Source organism: Streptomyces sp. NPDC090445 (assembly GCF_044769385.1).
Taxonomy (GTDB): Bacteria; Actinomycetota; Actinomycetes; order Streptomycetales; family Streptomycetaceae; genus Streptomyces.
Genome location: NZ_JBIVXV010000003.1, coordinates 273,641 through 296,161, shown reverse-complemented (window position 1 = coordinate 296,161; position 22,521 = coordinate 273,641). Strand labels below are relative to the sequence as shown.

Below are 22,521 nucleotides of genomic sequence, written 5' to 3'. Positions count from 1 at the left end.
GAAGACCCCCAAGGCCCCGGAAAGGGCGGGTCTCACAGAAGCCGACCGGGCGGGGCCCGCAGAGGCCGACGCCGGGCCGGCCCGCAGAGGCCCGGGTCGGACCCCGCCCCGGCCAGCGGGTCTGGGCAAGCCCCCGGCTCCCATCGGCCGGGCCGGCCCCCTGGCAGTCAACGGGCCAGGGCGGGCTCACAGAGCGCGACGGGGCCGGGCCCAGCGATCAACGGGCCGGGCGGGGCCCAAACCCGCCGACGGGGCCGGGCAGGGCCGGGCCCGACCGACCGACACTGCCGGGCGGGGCTCCAACCGGCCACCGAGGGCCGAGCAGGACACCGACCAGCCGGAACCGGACCAGGACCCAACCGACCACCGGGACCAGACCGGACCCCAGCCGGCAGCCACCGGGCCCCGGCAGGTGTCAGCGGGGCGGCTGCTGGGGCGGGGCCGGGCGGGAGGTCCTGTTGTCCAGGGTGTGGAGGGCCTTGCGGGCCAGCGGGTACGTCCGGACGAGGTCGGCCAGCGTCGTCGCGCCCCGCGTGATCCGGGCGAAGGCGCGCCACGCCGGGCGGAAGCCCGTGATCGCGGCGTGCAGCAGCCCCGGCTTCGCCTCGAAGAGGGTCATCATCCGCTTGCCGACGGCCATCTCCACGCCCAGCCCGGCCTTGATGGCGAAGGCGTAGTTCAGGGCCTGCCGCCGCGCGTCCACCGCGTCCTGCGCCTCGGCGATCTTCACCGCCCATTCCCCGGCCAGCCGGCCCGAGCGCAGCGCGTACGAGATGCCCTCCCGGGTCCACGGCTCCAGGAGCCCGGCCGCGTCGCCCGCGACCAGCACCCGCCCCCGCGACAGCGGCGAATCCGGCTTGCGGCAGCGCGTCAGGTGTCCGGAGGACACGGATGGCTCGAAGCCGGCCAGCCCCAGGCGGGCGATGAAGTCCTCCAGGTACCGCTTGGTGGCGGCGCCTTCGCCCTTCGCCGAGATGACCCCGACCGTGAGCGTGTCGCCCTTGGGGAAGACCCAGCCGTAACTGCCGGGCAGCGGACCCCAGTCGATGAGGACGCGGCCCTTCCAGTCCTCGGCCACGGTCGCCGGTACCGGGATCTCCGCCTCCAGGCCGAGGTCCACCTGGTCCATCTCGACGCCGACGTGCGCGCCGATCCGGCTGGCGCTGCCGTCGGCCCCGACCACCGCACGGGCCAGGACCGTCTCGCCGTCCGCGAGGACCACGGCGACGGTGCGCCGGTCGGGCACGGCCGCCCCGTGCTGCTCGACGCGGGCGACGGCGGTGCCCGTACGCACGGTCGCCCCCGCCTTCTCCGCCTCGGCGACCAGCCCGGCGTCGAACTCGGGCCGGTTGACGAGCCCGAACAGCATGTGCCTGGACCGGCGCGTGCGGGTCATCCTGCCGTTCAGGGTGAACGTGACCGCGTGGATCCGGTCCTCCAGCGGCAGCTGGAAGCCGGGCGGCAGCGCGTCGCGCGACGGGCCGATGATCCCGCCGCCGCACGTCTTGTACCGGGGTAGCTCCGCCTTCTCCAGCAGGAGCACCCGCCGCCCCGCGCTCGCCGCCGCACGGGCCGCGGAAGCGCCGGCCGGGCCGGCACCGACCACGACCACGTCCCACACCTCGCCGGTCCCCCCGACCATGTCCCCCGCCCCCTCGGCGGCTTGCCCTGCTGCGTCGCGTACGTCGTCGTCGCTGCTCACGATGTGCTGCTGCTCCTGATCATGGTTGCTCCGATGCCGGGGAAATCCTACGGCGCGTGTCCGGCCCGTTCTGCTGTGCGAGGATCGGACTGCCTTGCGCCGTGCCCGGCCGCCGTACCCGGACGACCGGATCCGGCACACGCCCACCAGGCGGATGCCGGCAGGCGTACACGTCACACAACGTCTCACCCAGGAGGAGCGTGCCCATGTCCCAGAATCCGATCGCCGAGACCATTGCCTCGCTGATGCCCCGCGCCAAGCAGGAGCTGACGGAGCTGGTGGCCTTCCAGTCGGTGGCGGACTGGGCGCAGTTCCCCCGCAGCGAGAGCGAGGGAGCGGCGAACTGGGTGGCCGACGCGCTGCGTGCCGAGGGCTTCCGGGACGTGGCCCTGCTCGACACCCCCGACGGCACCCAGTCGGTGTACGGATTCCTGCCCGGCCCCGAGGACGCGCCCACGGTCCTCCTCTACGCGCACTACGACGTGCAGCCCCCGCTGGACGACGACGCCTGGATCTCCCCGGCGTTCGAGCTGACCGAGCGGAACGGCCGCTGGTACGGCCGCGGCGCCGCGGACTGCAAGGGCGGCTTCATCATGCACCTGCTGGCGCTGCGCGCCCTGAAGGCCAACGGCGGCGTCCCGGTGAGCGTGAAGGTGATCGTCGAGGGCTCGGAGGAGCAGGGCACGGGCGGCCTGCAGCAGTACGCGGAGGCGAACCCGGAGCTGCTGACCGCCGACACCATCGTCATCGGCGACGCGGGCAACTTCCGTCCCGGGCTGCCGACCGTCACGGCGACCCTGCGCGGCATGTGCATGCTCAAGGTGAAGATCGACACGCTGGGCGGCAACCTGCACTCCGGTATGTTCGGCGGCGTCGCCCCCGACGCCCTGGCCGCGCTGATCCGCCTGCTGGACTCGCTGCGCGCCGCGGACGGCTCGACGACCGTCGACGGCCTGGCCACGGACGCGGTGTGGGAGGGCCTGCAGTACCCGGAGGAGGACTTCCGGGCCGACGCGAAGGTCCTCGACGGGGTCGAGCTGATCGGCGAAGGGACCATCGCGGACCGCCTGTGGGCCCGCCCGGCCGTCACCGTGCTCGGCATCGACTGCCCGCCGGTGGTCGGCGCCACCCCGTCGGTGCACGCGAGCGCAGCCGCACTGATCAGCCTGCGCGTGCCGCCGGGCGTGGACACCGCCGAGGCCGTCAAGCTCCTCGAAGCCCACCTGATCGCGCACACCCCGTGGCAGGCGCAGCTCGAACTGGAGCTGGTCGGCCAGGGCCAGCCCTTCCAGGCGGACACGACCAGCCCGGCGTACGCCTCGATGGCCGCCGCCCTGCAGGTCGCCTACCCGGGCCAGGAAATGCAGGTCAGCGGCATGGGCGGCTCGATCCCCCTGTGCAACACGCTGACGTCCCTCTACCCGGACGCGGAAATGCTCCTGATCGGCCTGAGCGAGCCGGAGGCGCAGATCCACGCGGTCAACGAGAGCGTCTCCCCCGAGGAGCTGGAGCGCCTCTCCGTCGCCGAGGCCCACTTCCTCGTCAACTACGCCGCCTCCAAGCGCGCCTGACCCCGCGTAGGCGGCCCGGCCCCGGCCGGGCCGCCTACGCCACGGGCGAACTCCGCTCCAGGTGAAAGGGCGTTCCGCCCCACCCGCCACAGCCGTACGTTCGAAGCATGGATCTTGTCGAGATACTGCCCGAACAACTCCACATGCTCCGCTTCCCGATCGGCCAGGCCTACCTCTGGCGGGACACCAACAACTCCCTCACCCTCATCGACGCAGGCCACGTCACCTCAACGCCCTCCATCGAGCAGGCGATCCGCTCCCTGGGCCACACCCCGGACCAACTGGACCGGATCGTCCTGACCCACTGCCACCGCGACCACATCGGCGCAGCGGACGAGCTCGCAGGCCGCTGGGGCGCACACGTCCTCGCCCACCGCCTGGAGGCACCGGTCATCCGGGGCGAGCAGCCCGTCCCGGACCCGGTACTCCTCGACTGGGAGATCCCGCTCTACGAGCACGGCCTGACGGTCCCCGAGGCACCGCCGACACGAGTCGACGTCGAAGTGCAGGACGGCGACGTCCTCCCGTTCGGCGACGGCGCGGCGGTCGTCCACTCCCCCGGCCACACCCCCGGCAGCATCGGCATCCACCTCCCCCGCCACGGCGTGCTGTTCACGGGCGACTGCATCGCCGGCGTCGGCCAGGTCATGCTCGGCGTGTTCAACGTGGACCGCGAGCAGGCCCAGGCGTCCTTCCGCCGCCTGGCGGCATTGGCCCCGACGGTGGCCTGCTTCGGCCACGGAGACCCCCTGGCCAAGGACACGGCGTCCGTCCTCCAAGCCGCAGCCACGCCCGAGCCGCCCCTCCCCTGACCGCGGCAACCCCCGGCCGCAGCACGCCCCTGCCGAAGGGTCGGCTCCGGCGACGACGTCGTCCGGCCGTCCGCGCACAGCACCGCGTCGGTGAGCTCGAAGAGTGCGTCAGCCCGGGTCGTGAGGAGAACACCCGGTCAGGACCATGTGGGTCGGGGACGGCCTCGGATGCCGCCGCCGGTGAACGGGAGGCACCCGAGGCGTGAGGGCTCTGGCCCCCGGTCATCCTTCAGATTCGATACCACTTGCTCCAGCGACCGGCCCAGCGGTTGCGCTCCCACCAGTTGCCGTCGTCGCCGAGGATGTGCAGCATCGGTTGCCACGAGTTGTTGTTGACGACCTTGATGGAGCTTCGAGCGATTCCCTGCGTGGAGCGCCACTTGCTCCATCCGGAACCGTTGTCGGCGCGCTCCCACACGGCCCAGTCCGTGCCGACGATGAACTGCTCGACGTGTTCCGGTACGCCGCCGACGCCGCGCGCGCCCTGGACAGCCGACCCGAAGAGGCGACACACCTCAACCACCTCGCCGGGGCCCACAGCTTCTGCGCCCACAACCCACTGCCGCCCTCGAAACCGCCACCGCCGCCCTGGCCGTGGCCCGCGCGTGCGGCGACCTGCTCCAGACCGGCTGGGCACTGGGATACAGCGCCGGCGCACTGCGCCGGCTCGGACGCACGGACGAGGCCATCGCCCGGCTCCGCGAATCCGCCGCCTGCCACCGCGACAACGCCTCCCCCACGGCCGACTCGCCGAGCCGGCCAGCCTCAACACCCTGGGCGAGGCCCTGCGCCGGCACGGCGACATATCCCGGGCACTCGACCACCACCGGCGCGGCCTGGAGATCTGCCAGGCGGGCCGTCTCGGGCTGCCTCCCGATCTGCTCGCGCTCTACCAGGCCATCACCCTGCGCCACCTCGGCAGGGACTACGCCGCCCTCGACCAGTGGCACCAGGCCGAAACACCACTGCGCCAGGCCCTGGCACTCTTCGAGGAATCCGACGCACCGGCGCTGAGCGGACCCACCCAGCTCGAACTGGGACGCGCACTGCGCCACCTCGACCGCCGGGACGAAGCCCGCACCGCCGTGAGGGCCGCCCTCCACACCCTCACCACACACCACCATCCCCGCCAGGCCGAAGCCAGTGCCCAACTCCGCACCATCGACAACTCACGCCACTGACACACCCGCCTGGGCCGGGACCACCTCGACAACCCCACCACCGCCCTGACCACGCGGCATCGCACCGCGTCAGCGACGCGACGACGCAGGAGGAGCGCCCTTGGGGGCCGGCCCGCCCGGGAAGGGCAACGGGCGGCCGGAAAACCCCGGCCGCGCCACACCCTCGGCCCGGGGCTCGGGCCCGGGCCCCTACCCCACCGGCCTCCCCGACTCCAAATACAACGCCCGCCCCCGCTCCCGAGCCCGCAGCGCCCACCTCAGCCGCTCGTACCGCACCGGCGGCAGCAGCTCCGCGGCCTCCGCTTCCGTGACGAACCGCCAGGCCCGCAGCTCAGGCCCCGGAAGCCGCAGTCGGGCCTTGGCCTCGGCGTCCAGCCGGCCCCCGTCGAAGAGCAGCCGGAGCCCGCCGTACGCGGGGCGCACGGGCGGTTCCCAGTCCACGACCAGCAGCCCGGGCAATCCGTCCAACTCGATGCCGAGTTCCTCGGCGACCTCCCGCACCCCGGCCTGCGCCGGTGCCTCGCCCGCCTCGACGACCCCGCCCGGGAACTCCCACCCCGCCTTGTACGTCGGATCCACCAGCAGCACCCGGTCCTCACCGTCGAACAGCAGCACCCCGGCCGCCACGGTCTCCCGTGTCGGCTCCGGGGTCTGCACGATGTCGCAGACCCCGGCCGCCTCCGTGCGCACGGCCTCGGCGATCCGTTCCGCCGTCTCCCGCACGCTCAGCCCGCCGTTGTCGATGACGTACGCATCGGCGGCGAGCCAGCTGCCCAGTGCCTGCCGGTAGGCCGGAATGTGGTCGTACGACCACTGCCGCACCCGCAGGTCCGCCTCCTCCGGTTCCCCCGGCTCCTGACGGGTCGCGATCCGCTCCCGCAGGATCGTTTCCTCCGGCGCCAGCAGTACGTGCCGCACCGGGATCCGCCGCGCCGCCAGCCCGCCGAACATCTCGTCCCGGTACTCCTGCCGCAGCAGCGTCATCGGTACGACGAGCACCCCACCCACCTCGGCGAGCATCGCGGCGGCCGTGTCGACCACCAGGCGCCGCCAGCTCGGCAGGTCCTGGTAGTCGCTCACCTCCTCCAGCCGCTTGCGCGGCAGCAGCCTGCGCAGCGCGTCGCCGACGAGCTCAGGGTCGTACAGGGTGCTGTCCGGCAGGATGCCGGTCAGTTCACGGGCCGTGCTGGTCTTCCCGGCGCCGAATGTGCCGTTGATCCAGACAATCACGTCTATCCCTCTCCCCACGGCTCGTCCGAAGCCTCCTGTGGCTTGCCCCGATCACCCTGCCACGGAAACCCGCGCACCGGCGCAGTGCTTATCCTCAGGACCACGGCGCCACCCCCACGCGCCCGTTGCACACCGCCCCGACCCAAGCCCCCACCCGTCAACCCCCAATTCCCAACCCAAGCCCCCCACCCAGCCCGGAGGGATCCCGTCCCGTGCCACAGAGCCGCCGCCCGCCCGAGTCCCGCTACGGCCGCCGGCCGACCATGAAGGACGTGGCGGCCCGCGCCGGGGTGGGCCTGAAGACGGTGTCCCGGGTCGTCAACGGGGAGCCGGGGGTCACCCCCGAGACGGTCAGCCGGGTCCAGGAGGCCATCGAGGCGCTCGGCTTCCGCCGCAACGACAGCGCGCGCGTGCTCCGCAAGGGCCGCACCGCCACCGTCGGACTGGTCCTGGAAGACCTCGCCGACCCGTTCTACGGGCCGCTGAACCGGGCCGTGGAGGAGGTGGCCCGATCGCACGGGGCGCTGCTCGTCAACGGGTCGAGCGCGGAGGACCCGGACCGGGAGCGGGAGTTGGCGCTGGCCCTGTGCGCGCGGCGCGTGGACGGCCTGATCGTGATCCCGGCCGGTGACGACCACCGCTATCTGGAGCCGGAGATCCGGGCCGGCGTGGCCACCGTCTTCGTGGACCGACCGCCGGGCCGCATCGAAGCGGACGTCGTGCTCTCGGCAGGCTTCGCCGGCGCCCGCGAGGGCGTGGCCCACCTGATCAGGGCCGGCCACCGCCGGATCGGGTTCATCGGCGACCGCCCGCACATCCACACGGCGGCGGAGCGCCTGCGCGGCTACCGGGCGGCCATGGCGGACGCAGGCCTGCCGGTGGCGCCGTCCTGGGTCTCACTCGGCCCGACGGCCCCGCGAACCGTGGTGGCGGCAGCCCGAGCGATGCTGACGGGCGCCGACCCGATCACGGCGCTCTTCGCGGGGAACAACCGCGTGACGGTGACGGCGGTACGCGTCCTGGCCGAACACCGGAACCCGCACCCCGTGGCACTGGTCGGCTTCGACGACTTCGAGCTGGCCGACCTGCTGCGTCCCGGGGTGACGGTGGTGGCGCAGGACGCGGCGGCCCTGGGCCGGGTGGCCGCGGACCGCCTGTTCCAGCGTCTGGCGGGCGCCGCGCTCCCCCCGGCCCGTATCGAGCTGCCGACCCGCCTCATCCCGCGCGGCTCGGGGGAACTCCGGCCGCCCGCCTGACGGTCACCGGATCAGCCCGTGCAACACGGGCACGGCCGCTCCGGCGGCGCCGAGCCCCGCGAGTACGGCGAGGGCGGCGGGCACACCGCCGAGGTGGCTGAGCCCGCCGACGACACACCCGATGACGAGGGCGGTCAGCAGGACGACGGCCGCGTGCAGCGACAGGAAGGGCCGGTCGTGGTCGCCGGTCTGGTTCGGTGAAGTGGTCATGGCTCGATTCCACCCCCGCCGAGGCGGCCGCCGGGCAGCGGCGGAACGAAGTGCTCCGATCCGGATCGCAGCCGAACTCCCCTGAACGGAACGGGTGTTCCACGGAACACGGACCGCGTTCCGCGGCGTTCCGAAAAGTTCAGGACCGTTCCGCGGAGCATGCCCTAGCCTGGTCGGCCACACGGGGTCGAGGGGGGACATGGAGTCACAGCGACACGACGCGTTCGAGGCGGGACTCGCGGCCCTCGCGGGTGATCTGACGCGCTTACGGATCGAGCGCGGCAGGCCCTCGTACCGCGACCTGGTGGCCCGCGCCGAGGCGTCCCGCACCGGGATCCGGCTGTCGGTCGCCACGCAGAGCGACGCGTTCAACGGGAAGCGGCTCGTCCGCGCCGACACGCTCATGGGACTCGTGCGGATGCTGTACGCGTACGACGAGTACGGCCGCGAAACCACGATCCCCTCGCACACGGCTCCCGAACTGGCCGACTGGCGCCGCCGCTGGCAGGAACTGGCCGCCCTTCAACCCACCGCCCAGCCCCGCTGGACCCCACCGGCCCCTTCCGAGACGCCCGCCGGGCATCCGGAACCCCCGGACCAACCCGGCAGGCCGCCCGGACCCGCCGAAGCCCCCGAGCGGCACGAACCCCACGACGCACCACCGCCGGAGCAGCAGCCGGCACCGCACCCCGACCCGAATCCGAACCCAAGCCCGGAACCGAACCCTCACCCAGTCCCGGAACCGAACCCCGAACCGAACCCGGAACGGAACCCGGACCCGGCCAAGGACCCAACCCCCTCCCCCTACACCCTGCGGCACCGCCTCAGCCGGGACTCGGCTCCGGCCTCGGCCGTGGTGTTCTCCCCCGACGGGCGGCTCCTGGCTTCGGGGGGACCCGACGCGGTCCGGCTGTGGGACACCGCCACCGGCCGGCCCACCACCGCCCCGCTCACCGCGCGGCCCCCGCTCGCCTTCACCCCGGAGGGCCTGCTGATCTCCGCGGGCCGGAACCCGCAGGCGCTCCTCTGGCTCGACCCGGCCACCGGCAGCGCGTGCCGGCCGCCCCTGAGCATCTACGTGACGGGGGTCGCCGACATCAGCTGCGCCCCCACGGACAGCACAGCCGCCACCGTCGAGTACGACGGGACGGTCCGCCTGTGCAGTCCCGACGCCGGACGCCGCCCGGTCACCCTCGCGCACAGCCGGCAGGAGGACCCCATCCGGTGCGTGGCGTTCGTCCGCGACGGCCGCGTCCTGGCCGCCACCGTGCGCGGCCGCGTCAAGGACCTGTTCTCCAACGAGGACCTGCCCCGCGCGGTGCTGGCCCCCGGATCCGGGGCACCCGAGGCATTCGCCTTCTCCCCCGACGGGGGCCTCCTCGCCCTCGGCTACCGCGACGGCCGGATCACCCTGTGGGAGACGGCCGAAGGCCGCGACGGGCCGCCCCTGACCGGCCACGCCGACGCCGTCTTCGCGCTCGCCTTCTCGCCCGACGGCCGACTGCTCGCCACCGGCTCCCGGGACACGACCGTACGGCTCTGGGACACCGCCACGGGCCGGCCCGTGGGGCCACCGCTCACAGGCCACACCACCGGGGTCGAGGACATCGCCTTCTCCCCCGACGGCCGGCTCCTCGCCACCGCGTCCGACGACGGGGCCCTCCTGTACGAGCGCTCAGCCGCACGCACCACCGCACCCCACGCCACACCCCACACCGCACCGCACCCCACACCCGCCACCCCACCCAGCACCGCACCCAGCACTCCGCCCCGCACCGCACCCCTGGCAGCCAAGGCGCTGGCGGCCGCGCTGGGCGAGCGGCGCACGATCCGGCTGCCTCCCGTCCAGGCAAGCGGCTGCGGCCTCCTCCGCGTCGCGTTCTCGCCCGACGGCGCCATCCTCGCGACGACGTCCGCGGAAGGCGCACTGCGCCTGTGGGACCCGGTCACCCGGGCTCCCCGCGGGCCGTCGGCGGCCGACCCGCCGTCCGCGCCCCGTTGCCTGGCGTTCTCGCCCGACGGTGCGCACCTGGCGACCGAATCCCCCGACGGAGCCGTCTGCCTGCGCGATCCCGAGACCGGTGCGGTCCGGCAGCAGTGGCCGGCCGATCCCACCCGGGCATCGCGTCAGATCGTGTTCTCCCCGGACGGCCTCTTGCTGGCGGCGGTGAGCGAGGACGGCTCGGTGCACCTGCGCCGCGTATCCGACGGCCTGCCCGTCAGCAGGGCGCTGCACGGCCCGTTCGCCCGCTTCGACCGCTTCGACCCGGCCGACCCGACCGACGACACGGTCACCGCGATCGCGTTCTCGCCGGACGGACGCATACTGGCCGCGGCCGACGCCGAGGAGGGGACCCGGCTCTGGCGGACCGGCACCCGCCACCTGCTGGGCGGACCCTACGCGGGGCACCGTGCGGTGGCGTTCTCGCCCGACGGGCAGATCCTGGCCACAGCCTCCGGGGGCACCACGGTACGGCTGTGGGACCTCGACGGCGGCTCCCGGCCCGCCAGGGTGCTGACCAGCCAGGTCTCGCAGCCCGGCGACCTGGCGTTCGCCCCGGACGGCACTCTGCTCGCCGCCGCCGGGCACGACGGCGTCGTCCTCCTGTGGGACCCGGCGACCGGGCAGCGCGTCGACTCCGCGCTGACGGGCCATGACGGACCCGTGCACGGCCTCGCCTTCTCCCCGGACGGCAGCATCCTCGCCACCGCCGGCGCGGACGGCGTGCTGCACCTGTGGGCCGTCGGCCCGCTGCGCACATGAACGCCGCGGGCCCGGCCGGAGTCCCCCTCAGCCGGCGGCCCGCACCACACCCGCACCACACCCGCGTCAGATCCCCCGGGCCCCGGCCGCGAGCCGGGACGCCGGACCCCTCAGGCCGTGGCCGTCAGCGTCGCCGATCGGCGCGGGATCGCGAAGGCGTCGAGTTCGGCGCGGGTGAGACCGGTCAGGGCGGTGACCTCGTCGGCGCCGACGGCCCCGCAGTCCAGGCCGCGGACGAGGTAGCCGGCCAGGGCCTTCGCGGTGGCGGGCTCGTCCATCACATCCCCCTCGATCTTGGCGACGTACGCCTTCAGTCGCGCGGCCGCCGCTTCGAGGCCCTCGCGGTAGAAGGCGAACACGGCCGCGTACCGGGTCGGCAGGTGACCGGGGTGCATGTCCCAGCCCTGGTAGTAGGCGCGGGCCAGGGCGCGGCGGGTGAGGCCGTAGTGCAGCTTCCACGCCTCGTGGACCTGCTCGGTGGTGCCGACCGGCTTGACGTTGGTCGAGCCGTCGGACACGCGTACGCCGGTCCCCGCGGCCGCGACCTGCATGATCGCCTTGGCGTGGTCGGCGGCCGGGTGGTCGCTGGACTGGTGGGCGGCGGACACGCCGACGCAGGCGCTGTAGTCGAAGGTGCCGTAGTGCAGGCCGGTCGCGCGGCCCTTGGCGGCTTCGATCATCCGGGCCACGGTGGCGGTGCCGTCGGAGGCGAGGATGGCCTGGCTGGTCTCGATCTGGATCTCGAAGCCGATGCGGCCGGGGCGCAGGCCGCGGGCGGACTCGAAGGCCTCCAGCAGCTTGACGAAGGCGCCGACCTGCTCGGCGTAGGTGACCTTGGGGAGGGTCAGGACGAGGCCTTCGGGCAGGCCGCCGTGTTCCAGGAGCCCGGACAGGAAGATGTCGGTGGTGCGGATGCCGCGGTCGCGGACGTTGGCCTCCATGCACTTCATCCGGATGCCCATGTACGGGGCGTTGGTGCCGTTGGAGAAGGCCTCGGAGACGAGCCGGGCGGCGCGGGCGGCGGCCTGGTCCTCCTCCTCGTCGGAGCGGACCCCGAAGCCGTCCTCGAAGTCGATGCGCAGGTCCTCGACGGGCTCGCGCTGCAGCTTGGCGCGGACCCGCTCGTAGACGGGGCCGGCGAGCTCGTCGCCGATGCCGAGGACCCCGGCGAAGGCGGCGGCGTCGGGGGCGTGCTCGTCGAGGGCGGCGAGGGCCTGGTCGCCCCAGGTGCGGATGGTGTCCGCGGCGAAGACGTCACCGGGTACGTAGACGGTGTGGACGGGCTGGCGGGTGCCGGGGTCGCCCGGGTAGTGGCGGGCGAGTTCCGCGTCCACCGGGGCGAGGGAGGCGCTGATGCCCTCGCTGACCGTGCCTGCGAGGCTCGTCGCCACCTTCTCCTGCTGACCCATGCCCACACTCTCCTCTTTCCGCTTCACGGAATCGCAGATCCGCATGGCAGAATTTAGCCACGGGGTTCCGCTTCGTCAATGGTCCCGCCGACCGGCCGCGGCAACGACTCGCCACCGCACTCGACAGCAGTTCGCCGGCACACCCGGACGACTCGCCACCACATCCGGAAACGGCTCGGGGCCGTGCGGTGAGAACACCACACGGCCCCGGGACGGAGAGAAGCGCAGGTCAGCCCTTGCGCGCCTGGATCTCCTGGGTCAGCTGCGGGACGACCTCGAAGAGGTCGCCCACGACGCCGTAGTCGACGAGCTCGAAGATCGGGGCCTCGGCGTCCTTGTTGATGGCCACGATGGTCTTCGAGGTCTGCATGCCGGCCCGGTGCTGGATCGCGCCGGAGATACCGGTGGCGATGTACAGCTGCGGGGAGACCGACTTGCCGGTCTGGCCGACCTGGTTGGTGTGCGGGTACCAGCCGGCGTCGACGGCGGCGCGCGAGGCACCGACGGCCGCACCGAGGGAGTCGGCCAGCGCCTCGATGATGCCGAAGTTCTCGGCGCCGTTGACGCCGCGGCCGCCGGAGACCACGATCGCGGCCTCGGTCAGCTCGGGGCGGCCGGTCGACTCGCGCGGGGTGCGCGAGGTGACCTTGGTGCCGGTGGCCAGGGCGCCGAAGGTGACGGCGAGCGCCTCGACGGCGCCGGCGGCCGGGGCGGCCTCGACCGCAGCCGAGTTCGGCTTGACGGTGATGACCGGGGTGCCCTTGGAGACACGGGACTTGGTGGTGAAGGACGCGGCGAACGCGGACTGCGTCGCGACCGGGCCCTCGTCACCGGCCTCCAGGTCGACGGCGTCGGTGATGATGCCGGAGCCGATGCGGACGGCGAGGCGGGCCGCGATCTCCTTGCCCTCGGCGGAGGACGGGACGAGCACGGCGGCCAGGGAGCCCGCGGCGGACACGGCCTCGTAGGCGGCCTGCAGCGCGTCGACCTTCGGTACGACGAGGTACTCGGCGAACTCGGGGGCGTCGGCGGTGAGGACCTTGACCGCACCGTGCTCGGCGAGCACGGCGGCGGTGTTCTCGGCACCGGCGCCGAGGGCGACGGCGACGGGCTCGCCGATGCGGCGGGCCAGGGTCAGCAGCTCGAGGGTGGGCTTGCGGACGGCGCCGTCCACGTGGTCGACGTAGACGAGGACTTCAGCCATGGGGATGCTCCTGCGAATGCGAAGTAGTCAGGGGGCGATGTGGAAAGTGCTGGCTGAAGCTCTTAGATGAACTTCTGGCCGGCCAGGAACTCGGCCAGCTGCTTGCCGCCCTCGCCCTCGTCCTTGACGATCGTGCCGGCGGTGCGCGCCGGACGCTGCGCCGCGGAGTCCACCGCGGTCCAGGCGCCCTCCAGGCCGACCTCCTCCGCCTCGAGGTCGAGGTCGGACAGGTCCCAGGACGCCACCGGCTTCTTCTTGGCCGCCATGATGCCCTTGAAGGACGGGTAGCGGGCCTCGCCCGACTGGTCCGTCACGGAGACGACCGCCGGGAGGGAGGCCTCGAGCTGCTCGCTCGCGGTGTCGCCGTCACGGCGGCCCGTGACGGTGCCGTCCTCGACGCTGACCTCGGAGAGCAGGGTGACCTGCGGGACGCCCAGGCGCTCGGCCAGCAGGGCCGGGAGGACGCCCATGGTGCCGTCGGTCGACGCCATGCCCGTGATGACCAGGTCATAGCCGGCCTTCTCGACGGCCTTGGCCAGCACCAGGGAGGTGCCGATCACGTCGGTGCCGTGCAGGTCGTCGTCCTCGACGTGGATGGCCTTGTCGGCACCCATGGACAGCGCCTTGCGCAGGGCGTCCTTGGCGTCCTCCGGGCCCACCGTCAGGACGGTGATCTCGGCGTCGTCGGCGTCCTCGGCGATCTGCAGCGCCTGCTCGACGGCGTACTCGTCGAGCTCCGACAGCAGACCGTCGACGTCGTCGCGGTCCACCGTCAGGTCATCGGCGAAGTGCCGGTCGCCGGTGGCGTCGGGCACGTACTTCACACAGACAACGATCCTCAGGCTCACGCCGGCTCTCCTACCGCATCGTCTTGTTTCTGATACCGCCTTATGCAGGCAGCATAGGCGCCTTGTCGGGCGGATCCCGATCGGGGCGGCCCGCGCTCCGATCAGAATGTTACTCGCCAGTACACCGTGGGTCTCCCCTGGAGGCAAGGCCGCTGAACTGTGATCTGTCCAACGCCGCCCCAACCCGCCCCAGCAGGGACGAATCAGTCACGCAACGCGTTGAAGCGCCCCTGGTGGTACAGCAGCGGACGCCCCTGTCCCACAGGGTCCCCGACCACAGCCTCCGCGATGACCACCCGGTGCTCGCCGGCCGGCACCCGCGCCACCACCCGGCACACCAGCCACGCCAGTACACCGTCCAGCAGCGGCACCCCGTGCGGGCCCCTCGACCAGCCGGTGCCCGGACCGAAACGGTCCGCTCCGCTACGGGCGAACAGGCCCGCCAGCTCCCGCTGGTGCTCGCCCAGTATGTGCACGCCGAGGTGGTCGCAGTCGCGCAGGGCGGGCCAGCTGGAGGAGCCGGTACCGGTGGTGAACGAGAGCAGCGGCGGTTCGGCGGAGACCGAGTTGAGCGAGGTCGCGGTGAAGCCGACCGGCCGGTCGCCGTCCGCGGCAGTGATCACGGCGACGCCCGCGGCGTGCTGCCGGAAGACCGAGCGCAGCAGCTCGGGCGAGCCGGGCAGGGCGGACGCGAACGGATCGGCCGGGCCGGACTGTACGGGCAGACCGGACTGCGAAGGCAGACCGGACTCCGGCGGCAGACCGGACCGCAGGGACGCAGTGGCAAGGGGGGCGGGCTGGGCCGTGGGGGCCGTCGGGGCCGTCATCAGGAGGCCTTCCTTCTGCTCTGCCGCAGGGCAGCGGCGGGCACGAGCGCGTCGGACATCAGGTCAGGGCGGGGTCGTTCAGTGAGCCTGACAGCGCGCACTCGCGTGACGGACGAGGTCCACATGGACGCGCCCGAACAGCAGAAGTTCGTACCTCATGCGGTCAGCCTGGCGATCTCTGCTGTACACAGTCAAGCGGGGGCGGGAAGATGCGAGGCGCGTCACGCTGCGTGCGGGCGCATGCACCGGCGCACCGGTCACATCGCGGCGCCCAGCGCGGCGATCACATCGGCCTTGCGCGGCATCCCCACAGCGCGCCGGACGATCCGGCCGCCCGCGTCCAGGACGAGCACCGTCGGGGTCTTCTCGATGCCCAGGGCGCGCACCAGGTCGAGGTTCCGCTCGGCGTCGATCTCGATGTGGGCGACCCCGTCGACCAAGCCCGCCACCTCGGCCAGGATCCGCCGGGTGGCCCGGCAGGGCTGGCAGAAGGCGGTGGAGAACTGCACCAGGCTCGCCCGCTCCCCCGGCTCGGCACCCAGCCGTGCGGCATCCAGCCGCCCGGCACCGGCCCCCTGTCCCGCCGCGTCCCCGTGCACTCCCGCTCCCGTCGCCATCACCGTCACCGCCACCGCCGCCGTCAGCGGCTGACACGGTGTCCCGCATCATTGAAGTACGTTCGTACGGCGATCCGAGCGCCTGCGGCGCGCATCGCATTCCCCGGCCGGTTCCCCGCGTGACGAGAATCTCCCCGGGGACGGGCGTCTGGGCTGGCCAGCACGGCTCGAATACGGCACGATCCGCAGTGGCCGCGTACCTACGCAGCCGTAACTTACGGCCGGGAGAACCTCCCCAGGCAGAAAGCGGGGTCTCCCCCTCATGGCTGAGCTCGTCTACCCCCCGGTGATCGGCGCCGCGCACGCGCTGTTCCGGGCGCTGGACATCCGGATCGACATGAAGGGCGCCGAGAACATCCCGCGCCAGGGCGGAGCGGTCCTGGTGTCGAACCACATCGGCTACCTCGACTTCATCTTCGCCGGCCTGACCGCCCGGCCGCAGAAGCGCCTGGTGCGGTTCATGGCGAAGGAGTCGGTGTTCCGCCACAAGGTGTCGGGCCCGCTGATGCGCGCGATGAAGCACATCCCGGTGGATCGGGCACAGGGTGAGACCGCCTACCGGCACGCCCTCGACTCGCTGCGCGCCGGCGAGATCATCGGGGTGTTCCCGGAGGCGACGATCTCCCAGTCCTTCGCGCTGAAGAGCTTCAAGTCGGGTGCGGCGCGGATGGCGCAGGAGGCCGGGGTCCCGCTGATCCCGGTGGCCCTGTGGGGCACGCAGCGGCTGTGGACCAAGGGCAAGCCGCGCGACTTCAAGCGCAGCCACATCCCGGTGACCCTGCGGGTGGGCGAGCCGATCGAGGCACCGGCCGACCAGTACGCCGGGGCGATCACGCGGCGGCTGCGGGAGCGGGTGCAGGAGCTGCTGGAGGCCGCTCAGCATGCCTACCCGGTGGACCGGAAGGACGCCGAGGGCGCCTGGTGGCAGCCGGCGCACCTGGGCGGCTCGGCGCCGACGCCGGCCCAGGTCAAGGAAGCGGGCTGATCCGGTACCACCGGGTCGGGTGAACTCTCGGGCCCGTGCGGCCCCGCCCCCGCGGCGGAACCGCACGGGCTTTCGCATGCCGTCCGGCGGCCGCTACCGCCCGCTACCGCCCGGCGCCGGACGGCCCACCTACCCGGCCGCCCCCGCCTGCCCAGCCGCCCCCGCCGCCCCCACCGCCTCCGCGCCGGCAGCCTCCGCCGCCCCGGCCTCCGCGCGCTTGCGCCGGCGGTGGGCGGCGACGCGTTCGCGCGTGGCGCACGTACCGGAGCAGTAGCGGCGGGTGCTGCCGGGGCCGCCGCCCAGGAAGAGCCGGCCGCAGCCGGCCGCGGCGCAGGCGCCCCAGGCGATCCGGCCGTGCTCGGTGAGCAGCTGGGCGAGGGCCAGGGCGCCGGAGGCCAGGAACCACTCGCCCCAGCCGGCCTCGTCGCCCCGGTCCACATGGAGGTGCCAGGGGTGGCCGTCGTGCCGGGTCAGGCGGGGCCGGGTGGCGTACTGCGCGAAGAGGGCGTTGAGGGCTTCCGCGGCGCGGTCCTCGTCCGGCTCCGCGAGGAGGTCCGCCATCCGGCGGGCGGCGGTGCGCAGGTCGGCGGCGGCGGCCTCGGTGAAGGCGTCGGGCGTGAGGTCGGCGGGGTTCTCCCCGTGCCGGGCGAGCAGTGCGGTGAGGCCGGTTCGCGGGAGGTCGGGGTCGGCGCGGACCGCCTCGGCGAGGTCGAGGAGCCGCCCAGCGGCCGAGAAGCCCTGCGTCGAGTCGGTCACGCCCTGCCCCTTTCGCCCTACGCGCTGTCGCCGCAAGAACTTTCGCCGTACACGCTTTCGCCGTACACCCGCATCACGTAACGTCTTGTGCGGCTATGACGTTACACGACCGGGGGAGGGTCCGGGATGGGCGGGTTCGGGCGGTACTTGGCGGCGGCGGTGGCCGCGCGCTTCGCCTCGGAGGGCATGAGTCTGGCGGTGGTCCTGCTCGCCCTGGAGCGCACCGGGAGCGCCGCGTACGGGGCGTTCGTGCTGACGGCGTGGCTGGCCCCGCACGTCCTGGCGGCTCCGCTCGCCGGTGCGGCCGCGGGCAGGGTCCGGCGGCCGCGGCTCTTCCACGTCGGCGCGCTGGCGGGGTTCACGTCCGCGGTGGCGGCGCTGGCGGTGCTGCTGGGCCGGGCGCCGCTGCCGGTGGTGCTCGCGGCGGCGGTGCTCGGCGGGAGCTGCGGGCCGATGGTGACGGGCGGGATGTCCAGCCTGGTCGCCGGGCTGGTGCCGGCTGGAGCCCGGCGCGACCGGGCGTACGGCTGGGACGCGAGCACCTACAACGCCGCGGCGGTGACGGCTCCGGCGGTGGTCGGCCTGGTCGCGGCGGCGGGGTCGGCGGCGCCCGCGACGGCGGTGCTGGCGCTGGGCGGCGCGGTCGCGGCGGCGCTGGTCGCGACGCTCCCCTTCGACGGGGCGGCGGCGGCTTCGCCGGCCGAGTCCGGACGGACCCGGTCAGCCGCTCCGGCGGCGGCCCCGCCGTCCGGCGCCGGAGGCTCCGGGGCGGGGCTCGGGAGCGGGCTGGCGGCCCTGTGGCGGATCCGGGAACTGCGGGCGATCACGGCGGCGACGACGCTGGCCTTCATGGGCCTCGGCTCCCTCACCACCACCTCGGTGCTGCTGGCCGGGCGGCTCGGCAGTCCGGGGGCCGGGGGTGTGCTGATGACGGCGTTCGCCCTGGGGGCGCTGGGGGGCTCGCTGACGTTGGGCCGGCTCGCGGGGGTGGAGCCGGGGCGGCTGGCGCGCTGGGCGATGGCGGGCACGGGGGTGGCGCTCGGGGCGGCCGCGTTCTCCCCGTCCGTGGCGGTGGGGGCGGTGCTGTTCGCCGTGGCGGGGGTGTGCGACGGGCCGCTGCTGACGGCCACGCTGCGGATCCGGGCGGACCACGCCCCCGACGCGGTGCGGACGCAGGTGTTCACGCTGGGGGCGGGGCTCAAGCTGACCGCGGCCTCGGTCGGCGCCGCCCTCGTGGGGCTGGCCGCCGGCGCACCGCCGCAGCTGCTGCTGTCGGGGGTCGCGGTACTGGTCCTGGCGTCGGCGCTGCTGCACCTGCTGGTGTCGCCGCGCGGTGCCGGCGCGGGCGCGGCCGCGGCTACAGGGCTTCCGGCAGGTTCCGCCACGGCTGCGGCCGGCCGGCGGAGTCCCGGAGCGCCGTGAGCGCGGCCGGGATGCCGCGGGCGCGCAGCAGGGCGATCGGCTGCATGATCCGGAGCACAGGTATACCCCCGACCGCGGTTCATTGAACTTGCGGTCGGGGGTACATCTATTCAGTTGGGCGGGGGCTGGACCGGCTAGCGGGCCAGCTCCTCCTTCAGCGCCTGGAGGAAGCCGTCGACGTCCTCCTCCGTGGTGTCGAAACCGCACATCCAGCGCACGTGGCCGGCAGCCTCGTCCCAGAAGTAGAAGCGGTAGCGCTTCTGCAGCCGCAGCGACACCTCGTGCGGCAGCTTCGCGAACACCGCGTTCGCCTGGACCGGGTAGAGGATCTCCACCCCGTCGGTCTCGCGCACGCCCGCGGCGAGCCGCTGCGCCATCTCGTTGGCGTGCCGGGCGTTGCGCAGCCACAGGTCCTTGGCGAGCAGCGCCTCCAGCTGGACGGAGACGAAGCGCATCTTCGACGCGAGCTGCATCGACATCTTGCGGATGTGCTTCATCTGCCGGACCGCGTCCGGGTTGACCACGACCACGGCCTCGCCGAACATCATGCCGTTCTTGGTGCCGCCGTACGAGAGCACGTCGACGCCCACCGCGTTGGTGAACGTGCGCATCGGCACGTCGAGGGAGGCCGCGGCGTTGGCTATGCGGGCGCCGTCGAGGTGGACCTTCATGCCGAGCCCGTGGGCGTGCTCGCAGATCGCCCGGATCTCGTCCGGGGTGTAGACCGTGCCCAGCTCGGTGTTCTGGGTGATCGACACGACCTGCGGCATCGCCCGGTGCTCGTCCTCGAAGCCCCAGGCCTCCTGGTCGATGAGCTCGGGGGTGAGCTTGCCGTCCGGGGTGGGGACGGCCAGCAGCTTGAGGCCGGCCATCCGCTCCGGTGCGCCGCCCTCGTCCACGTTGATGTGGGCGGTCTTGGCGCAGATCACGGCGCCCCAGCGGTCGGTCATGGCCTGGAGGGCCGTGACGTTCGCGCCGGTGCCGTTGAAGACCGGGAAGGCCTCCGCGTACGGACCGAAGTGGCTGCGGATGATCCTCTGCAGGTGCTCGGTGTACTCGTCCTCGCCGTAGGCGACCTGGTGGCCGCCGTTGGCCAGGGCAAGGGCCTCCAGGATCTCCGGGTGGACCCCTGCGTAGTTGTCGCTCGCGAAACCGCGTACCGCCGGATCGTGGTGGCGGCGGGCATCGGTCTTCACGGTTGCGGAGTGAGCCACAGACGCTGTCCGTTCACATCGATGGCGGGCCGCTCCCACACGCCGGCGATGGCCTCGGCCAGCTCCTTGACGTCGGTGAAGCCCGCGAACTTCGCATTGGGGCGCTCCGCGCGCATCGCGTCGTGCACCAGTGCCTTGATCACCAGGATCGCAGCTGCGGCGCCCGGGCCCTCCTCGCCCCCCGCCTTGCGGAAGGAGTCGGCCATGGCGAGCGTCCACGCCTCGGCGGCCGCCTTGCCGGCGTTGTACGCGGCGTTGTTCGCGACGGGCTTGTGCGCGCCGGACTGGCTGACCAGGACGTAGCGGCCCCGGTCGCTGCGCAGCAGGCCGTCGTGGAAGGCGATCGACGTGTGCTGGACGGTGCGGATCAGGAGCTTCTCCAGGAAGTCCCAGTCGCCCAGGTCGGTCTCCGTGAACGAGGTGCTGCCGCGCCAGCCGCCGACGAGGTGGACGAGGCCGTCCACGCGGCCGAACTCCTTCTCGGTCCGCGCGGCCCATTCCTTGGTCGCGTCGAGGTCGAGCAGGTCCACGGTGTCACCGGTGACGGTGGCGCCGCCGTGGGCGTAGCGCGCCGCGTCCACGGCCTCGGCCAGGCGCGCCGGGTCGGCGTCGGACGCCACGACCACGGCACCGGCCTCGGCGAGGCGGAGCAGGGCCGCCCGCCCGGCGGGGCCGCCGGCGCCGGCCACGGCGACGACGGCGCCCTTCAGGCTGCCCGTGTTCCCGGTCTCGTTTCCGCTGTTCATCTGTGCAGCCTCCAGTGGGCGAGTGCTCACGCGGCGGCCCGCTCGGCCGTGTCGGAGTTCAGGGCGGTGATGCCCTTGGTCGAGGCGATCACGGTCTTGAGCTTCTTGGCGAGCGCCTCAAAGAACATGCTGAGCGGAAACTCGTCCGGAAGCACGTCGTCCACGAGCTTGCGCGGCGGCTGCGTCAGGTCCAGGGCGTCGGGGCCCTTCGCCCACGTGGAGCCCGGGTGCGGGGCGAGGTAGGTGGAGACCAGCTCGTAGGCCTTGAACCAGTGCACGAGCTTCGGGCGGTCGATGCCGTCGCGGTACAGCTTCTCGATCTCGGCGCACAGCTGGTTGGTGACCTGCGGGGCGCGCATCCAGTCGATCTTCAGCTTGTTGTCCGTCCAGCGCACGACGTCGTGCTTGTGGAGGTACGCGAAGAGGAGCTGGCCGCCGAGGCCGTCGTAGTTGCGGTTGCGGTCGCCGGACACCGGGAAGCGGAACATCCGGTCGAAGAGGACGGCGTACTGCACGTCACGGCCGTGCTCGTTGCCCTCCGACTCCAGCTTCACGGCCTCCTTGAAGGCGGTGAGGTCGCAGCGCAGCTCCTCCAGGCCGTACATCCAGAACGGCTGGCGCTGCTTGATCATGAAGGGGTCGAACGGCAGGTCGCCGTGGCTGTGGGTGCGGTCGTGGACCATGTCCCACAGGACGAAGGCCTTCTCGCAGCGCTCCTGGTCCTCGACCATGCGGGCGATGTCCTCGGGCAGCTCAAGGCCGAGGATGTCGACGGCGGCCTCGGTGACCTTGCGGTAGCGGGCGGCCTCGCGGTCGCAGAAGATGCCGCCCCAGGTGAAGCGCTCGGGGGCCTCGCGGACGGCGATGGTCTCCGGGAAGAGCACGGCGGAATGGGTGTCGTAGCCCGGGGTGAAGTCCTCGAAGGTGATGCCGAGGAACAGCGGGTTGTCGTACCGGGTGCGCTCCAGCTCGGAGAGCCACTCGGGCCACACCATCTTCAGGACGACGGCCTCGAAGTTGCGGTCCAGGTTGCCGTTCTGCGTGTACATGGGGAAGACGACGAGGTGCTGGAGGCCGTCGGCGCGCTCGGCGGCCGGGTGGAAGGCCATCAGCGAGTCGAGGAAGTCCGGCACGCGGAAGCCCTCGGCGACCCACTTGCGCAGGTCGGCGACGAGCGCCTTGTGGTAGTCGGTGGCGTGCGGCAGGAGCGGCGAGAGCTGCTCGACCGCTGCGGCCACGCGCTCGACGGCGGCCTCGACCTGCTCGGGGGCGGGCGCGCCCTCGGCCTCGAAGTCGATCGAACCGTCCTTGGACTGCCAGGGGCGGATCTCCTCCACGGCGGCCTTGAGCTCGGGCCACGCCGGGTGGTCGACCACCCGCGCATCGGCGGTTATCGCGGCCCCGCCGGTACCCGGCACAAGAGTTTCCGTCATGTCACTTCCTCCACAGGAGAACCTCACGTAATGACAGCGTATGCATGTGAGGGTGTCCCGCTCAAGGGGTTGCCCAGGAAATTATGCGGCTGTACCCCTATCGAGACCGCAATTCTTCCCGCCGTCCACCGTTCGGGCGAGCGCATCGCCGTCTTGTCAAGGCCCTGGAGGCACGCCCACGCACGGGTGAGGCGGCACGGGGCCGCACGCCGGGCAGCGGGGCGCGGGCCCCGGCGGGAACCGGCCACCGGGCGGATCCGGGCCGCTGCACGGGCGGTCTCATCGCGACCGGGGCGCACTAGCATGCGTCCTCACCGCGCGCGGCCGGGCCAGG

General features: G+C 73.2%; 20 protein-coding genes. 7 read left to right on the top strand and 13 right to left on the bottom strand.

Going from position 1 to position 22,521, the window contains the following annotated elements; all coding sequences use genetic code 11:
* Positions 1 to 415: 415 nt before the first annotated feature.
* Entirely contained in the window at positions 416 to 1,642 is a 1,227-nt protein-coding gene (locus ACIQUT_RS09460) for a geranylgeranyl reductase family protein (protein WP_403561666.1), read from the bottom strand.
* A gap of 266 nt (positions 1,643 to 1,908) precedes the next feature.
* Between ACIQUT_RS09460 and ACIQUT_RS09455 the strand changes: the two genes are divergently transcribed.
* Positions 1,909 to 3,273, top strand: a complete 1,365-nt coding sequence (locus tag ACIQUT_RS09455; protein WP_403561132.1) for a dipeptidase — start codon at positions 1,909 to 1,911, stop codon at positions 3,271 to 3,273.
* A gap of 107 nt (positions 3,274 to 3,380) precedes the next feature.
* Positions 3,381 to 4,085, top strand: coding sequence for an MBL fold metallo-hydrolase (locus tag ACIQUT_RS09450; protein ID WP_403561130.1), 705 nt, complete (start codon positions 3,381 to 3,383; stop codon positions 4,083 to 4,085).
* 229 nt (positions 4,086 to 4,314) lie between these two features.
* Here the strand turns inward: ACIQUT_RS09450 and ACIQUT_RS09445 are convergent, their stop codons facing one another.
* The gene (locus ACIQUT_RS09445; RefSeq protein ID WP_403561128.1) at positions 4,315 to 4,623 is read right to left on the bottom strand and encodes a hypothetical protein; all 309 of its coding nucleotides are present in this window, start codon (positions 4,621 to 4,623) and stop codon (positions 4,315 to 4,317) included.
* 67 nt (positions 4,624 to 4,690) lie between these two features.
* Here ACIQUT_RS09445 and ACIQUT_RS09440 point away from each other — a divergent pair, with 67 nt between their 5' ends.
* Positions 4,691 to 5,266 (top strand): tetratricopeptide repeat protein, encoded by a 576-nt coding sequence (locus ACIQUT_RS09440; protein WP_403561126.1) that lies wholly within the window; start codon positions 4,691 to 4,693, stop codon positions 5,264 to 5,266.
* A 189-nt stretch (positions 5,267 to 5,455) separates the two neighbouring features.
* On the opposite strand, the gene ACIQUT_RS09435 is transcribed toward ACIQUT_RS09440, so the two are convergent.
* Positions 5,456 to 6,496 carry an NUDIX domain-containing protein gene (locus ACIQUT_RS09435; RefSeq protein ID WP_403561124.1) on the bottom strand — a complete coding sequence of 347 codons (1,041 nt, stop codon included), beginning with the start codon at positions 6,494 to 6,496 and terminating at the stop codon, positions 5,456 to 5,458.
* A 263-nt stretch (positions 6,497 to 6,759) separates the two neighbouring features.
* Here ACIQUT_RS09435 and ACIQUT_RS09430 point away from each other — a divergent pair, with 263 nt between their 5' ends.
* Positions 6,760 to 7,752: a LacI family DNA-binding transcriptional regulator gene (locus ACIQUT_RS09430; RefSeq protein WP_403561665.1), complete on the top strand. Its 993-nt coding sequence runs from the start codon at positions 6,760 to 6,762 to the stop codon at positions 7,750 to 7,752.
* 3 nt (positions 7,753 to 7,755) lie between these two features.
* Here ACIQUT_RS09430 and ACIQUT_RS09425 read toward each other — a convergent pair whose 3' ends face one another.
* Positions 7,756 to 7,962 carry a hypothetical protein gene (locus ACIQUT_RS09425; protein ID WP_403561122.1) on the bottom strand — a complete coding sequence of 69 codons (207 nt, stop codon included), beginning with the start codon at positions 7,960 to 7,962 and terminating at the stop codon, positions 7,756 to 7,758.
* A gap of 199 nt (positions 7,963 to 8,161) precedes the next feature.
* Between ACIQUT_RS09425 and ACIQUT_RS09420 the strand changes: the two genes are divergently transcribed.
* A complete protein-coding gene (locus ACIQUT_RS09420; RefSeq protein WP_403561120.1) occupies positions 8,162 to 10,726 on the top strand; it encodes a WD40 repeat domain-containing protein in 2,565 nt (854 codons plus the stop codon).
* Between the two features lie 110 nt (positions 10,727 to 10,836).
* Here ACIQUT_RS09420 and ACIQUT_RS09415 read toward each other — a convergent pair whose 3' ends face one another.
* From ACIQUT_RS09415 to ACIQUT_RS09395, 5 genes are all read right to left on the bottom strand, one after another.
* Entirely contained in the window at positions 10,837 to 12,135 is a 1,299-nt protein-coding gene (locus ACIQUT_RS09415; protein ID WP_403561118.1) for a DUF6986 family protein, read from the bottom strand.
* A 229-nt stretch (positions 12,136 to 12,364) separates the two neighbouring features.
* Entirely contained in the window at positions 12,365 to 13,339 is a 975-nt protein-coding gene (locus tag ACIQUT_RS09410; RefSeq protein WP_403561116.1) for an electron transfer flavoprotein subunit alpha/FixB family protein, read from the bottom strand.
* Between the two features lie 62 nt (positions 13,340 to 13,401).
* The gene (locus tag ACIQUT_RS09405) at positions 13,402 to 14,187 is read right to left on the bottom strand and encodes an electron transfer flavoprotein subunit beta/FixA family protein (RefSeq protein ID WP_403561114.1); all 786 of its coding nucleotides are present in this window, start codon (positions 14,185 to 14,187) and stop codon (positions 13,402 to 13,404) included.
* Between the two features lie 203 nt (positions 14,188 to 14,390).
* A complete protein-coding gene (locus ACIQUT_RS09400) occupies positions 14,391 to 15,014 on the bottom strand; it encodes a flavin reductase family protein (RefSeq protein ID WP_403561112.1) in 624 nt (207 codons plus the stop codon).
* 257 nt (positions 15,015 to 15,271) lie between these two features.
* The gene (locus ACIQUT_RS09395; RefSeq protein ID WP_403561110.1) at positions 15,272 to 15,631 is read right to left on the bottom strand and encodes a thioredoxin family protein; all 360 of its coding nucleotides are present in this window, start codon (positions 15,629 to 15,631) and stop codon (positions 15,272 to 15,274) included.
* Between the two features lie 262 nt (positions 15,632 to 15,893).
* On the opposite strand from ACIQUT_RS09395, the gene ACIQUT_RS09390 reads away from it, so the two are divergent.
* Positions 15,894 to 16,616 carry a lysophospholipid acyltransferase family protein gene (locus ACIQUT_RS09390; protein WP_403561108.1) on the top strand — a complete coding sequence of 241 codons (723 nt, stop codon included), beginning with the start codon at positions 15,894 to 15,896 and terminating at the stop codon, positions 16,614 to 16,616.
* Positions 16,617 to 16,745: 129 nt separating this feature from the next.
* Here the strand turns inward: ACIQUT_RS09390 and ACIQUT_RS09385 are convergent, their stop codons facing one another.
* Positions 16,746 to 17,372, bottom strand: a complete 627-nt coding sequence (locus tag ACIQUT_RS09385) for a CGNR zinc finger domain-containing protein (protein WP_403561106.1) — start codon at positions 17,370 to 17,372, stop codon at positions 16,746 to 16,748.
* 126 nt (positions 17,373 to 17,498) lie between these two features.
* Between ACIQUT_RS09385 and ACIQUT_RS09380 the strand changes: the two genes are divergently transcribed.
* A complete protein-coding gene (locus ACIQUT_RS09380; RefSeq protein WP_403561105.1) occupies positions 17,499 to 18,794 on the top strand; it encodes an MFS transporter in 1,296 nt (431 codons plus the stop codon).
* Between the two features lie 134 nt (positions 18,795 to 18,928).
* Here the strand turns inward: ACIQUT_RS09380 and ACIQUT_RS09375 are convergent, their stop codons facing one another.
* From ACIQUT_RS09375 to ACIQUT_RS09365, 3 genes are read right to left on the bottom strand one after another with little or no spacing between them, the layout of a single operon-like run.
* On the bottom strand, positions 18,929 to 20,008 hold the full coding sequence (locus ACIQUT_RS09375) for a threonine aldolase family protein (RefSeq protein ID WP_403561103.1): 1,080 nt from the start codon (positions 20,006 to 20,008) through the stop codon (positions 18,929 to 18,931).
* On the bottom strand, positions 19,987 to 20,754 hold the full coding sequence (locus ACIQUT_RS09370) for an SDR family NAD(P)-dependent oxidoreductase (RefSeq protein ID WP_403561101.1): 768 nt from the start codon (positions 20,752 to 20,754) through the stop codon (positions 19,987 to 19,989). The genes ACIQUT_RS09375 and ACIQUT_RS09370 overlap by 22 nt, the downstream gene beginning before the upstream one ends.
* Positions 20,755 to 20,780: 26 nt before the next feature.
* A complete protein-coding gene (locus tag ACIQUT_RS09365; RefSeq protein WP_403561099.1) occupies positions 20,781 to 22,187 on the bottom strand; it encodes a DUF6421 family protein in 1,407 nt (468 codons plus the stop codon).
* Between the last annotated feature and the right edge of the window lie 334 nt (positions 22,188 to 22,521).

Bases quoted from the DNA above. Each gene is read 5' to 3' on its own strand.
- ACIQUT_RS09370 (WP_403561101.1), bottom strand. From the start codon at position 20,754: ATGAACAGCGGAAACGAGACCGGGAACACGGGCAGCCTGAAGGGCGCC.
- ACIQUT_RS09450 (WP_403561130.1), top strand. From the start codon at position 3,381: ATGGATCTTGTCGAGATACTGCCCGAACAACTCCACATGCTCCGCTTC.
- ACIQUT_RS09380 (WP_403561105.1), top strand. From the start codon at position 17,499: ATGGGCGGGTTCGGGCGGTACTTGGCGGCGGCGGTGGCCGCGCGCTTC.
- ACIQUT_RS09415 (WP_403561118.1), bottom strand. From the start codon at position 12,135: ATGGGTCAGCAGGAGAAGGTGGCGACGAGCCTCGCAGGCACGGTCAGC.
- ACIQUT_RS09455 (WP_403561132.1), top strand. From the start codon at position 1,909: ATGTCCCAGAATCCGATCGCCGAGACCATTGCCTCGCTGATGCCCCGC.
- ACIQUT_RS09425 (WP_403561122.1), bottom strand. From the start codon at position 7,962: ATGACCACTTCACCGAACCAGACCGGCGACCACGACCGGCCCTTCCTG.
- ACIQUT_RS09395 (WP_403561110.1), bottom strand. From the start codon at position 15,631: ATGGCGACGGGAGCGGGAGTGCACGGGGACGCGGCGGGACAGGGGGCC.
- ACIQUT_RS09390 (WP_403561108.1), top strand. From the start codon at position 15,894: ATGGCTGAGCTCGTCTACCCCCCGGTGATCGGCGCCGCGCACGCGCTG.
- ACIQUT_RS09400 (WP_403561112.1), bottom strand. From the start codon at position 15,014: ATGACGGCCCCGACGGCCCCCACGGCCCAGCCCGCCCCCCTTGCCACT.
- ACIQUT_RS09430 (WP_403561665.1), top strand. From the start codon at position 6,760: ATGAAGGACGTGGCGGCCCGCGCCGGGGTGGGCCTGAAGACGGTGTCC.
- ACIQUT_RS09365 (WP_403561099.1), bottom strand. From the start codon at position 22,187: ATGACGGAAACTCTTGTGCCGGGTACCGGCGGGGCCGCGATAACCGCC.
- ACIQUT_RS09420 (WP_403561120.1), top strand. From the start codon at position 8,162: ATGGAGTCACAGCGACACGACGCGTTCGAGGCGGGACTCGCGGCCCTC.
- ACIQUT_RS09410 (WP_403561116.1), bottom strand. From the start codon at position 13,339: ATGGCTGAAGTCCTCGTCTACGTCGACCACGTGGACGGCGCCGTCCGC.
- ACIQUT_RS09460 (WP_403561666.1), bottom strand. From the start codon at position 1,642: ATGGTCGGGGGGACCGGCGAGGTGTGGGACGTGGTCGTGGTCGGTGCC.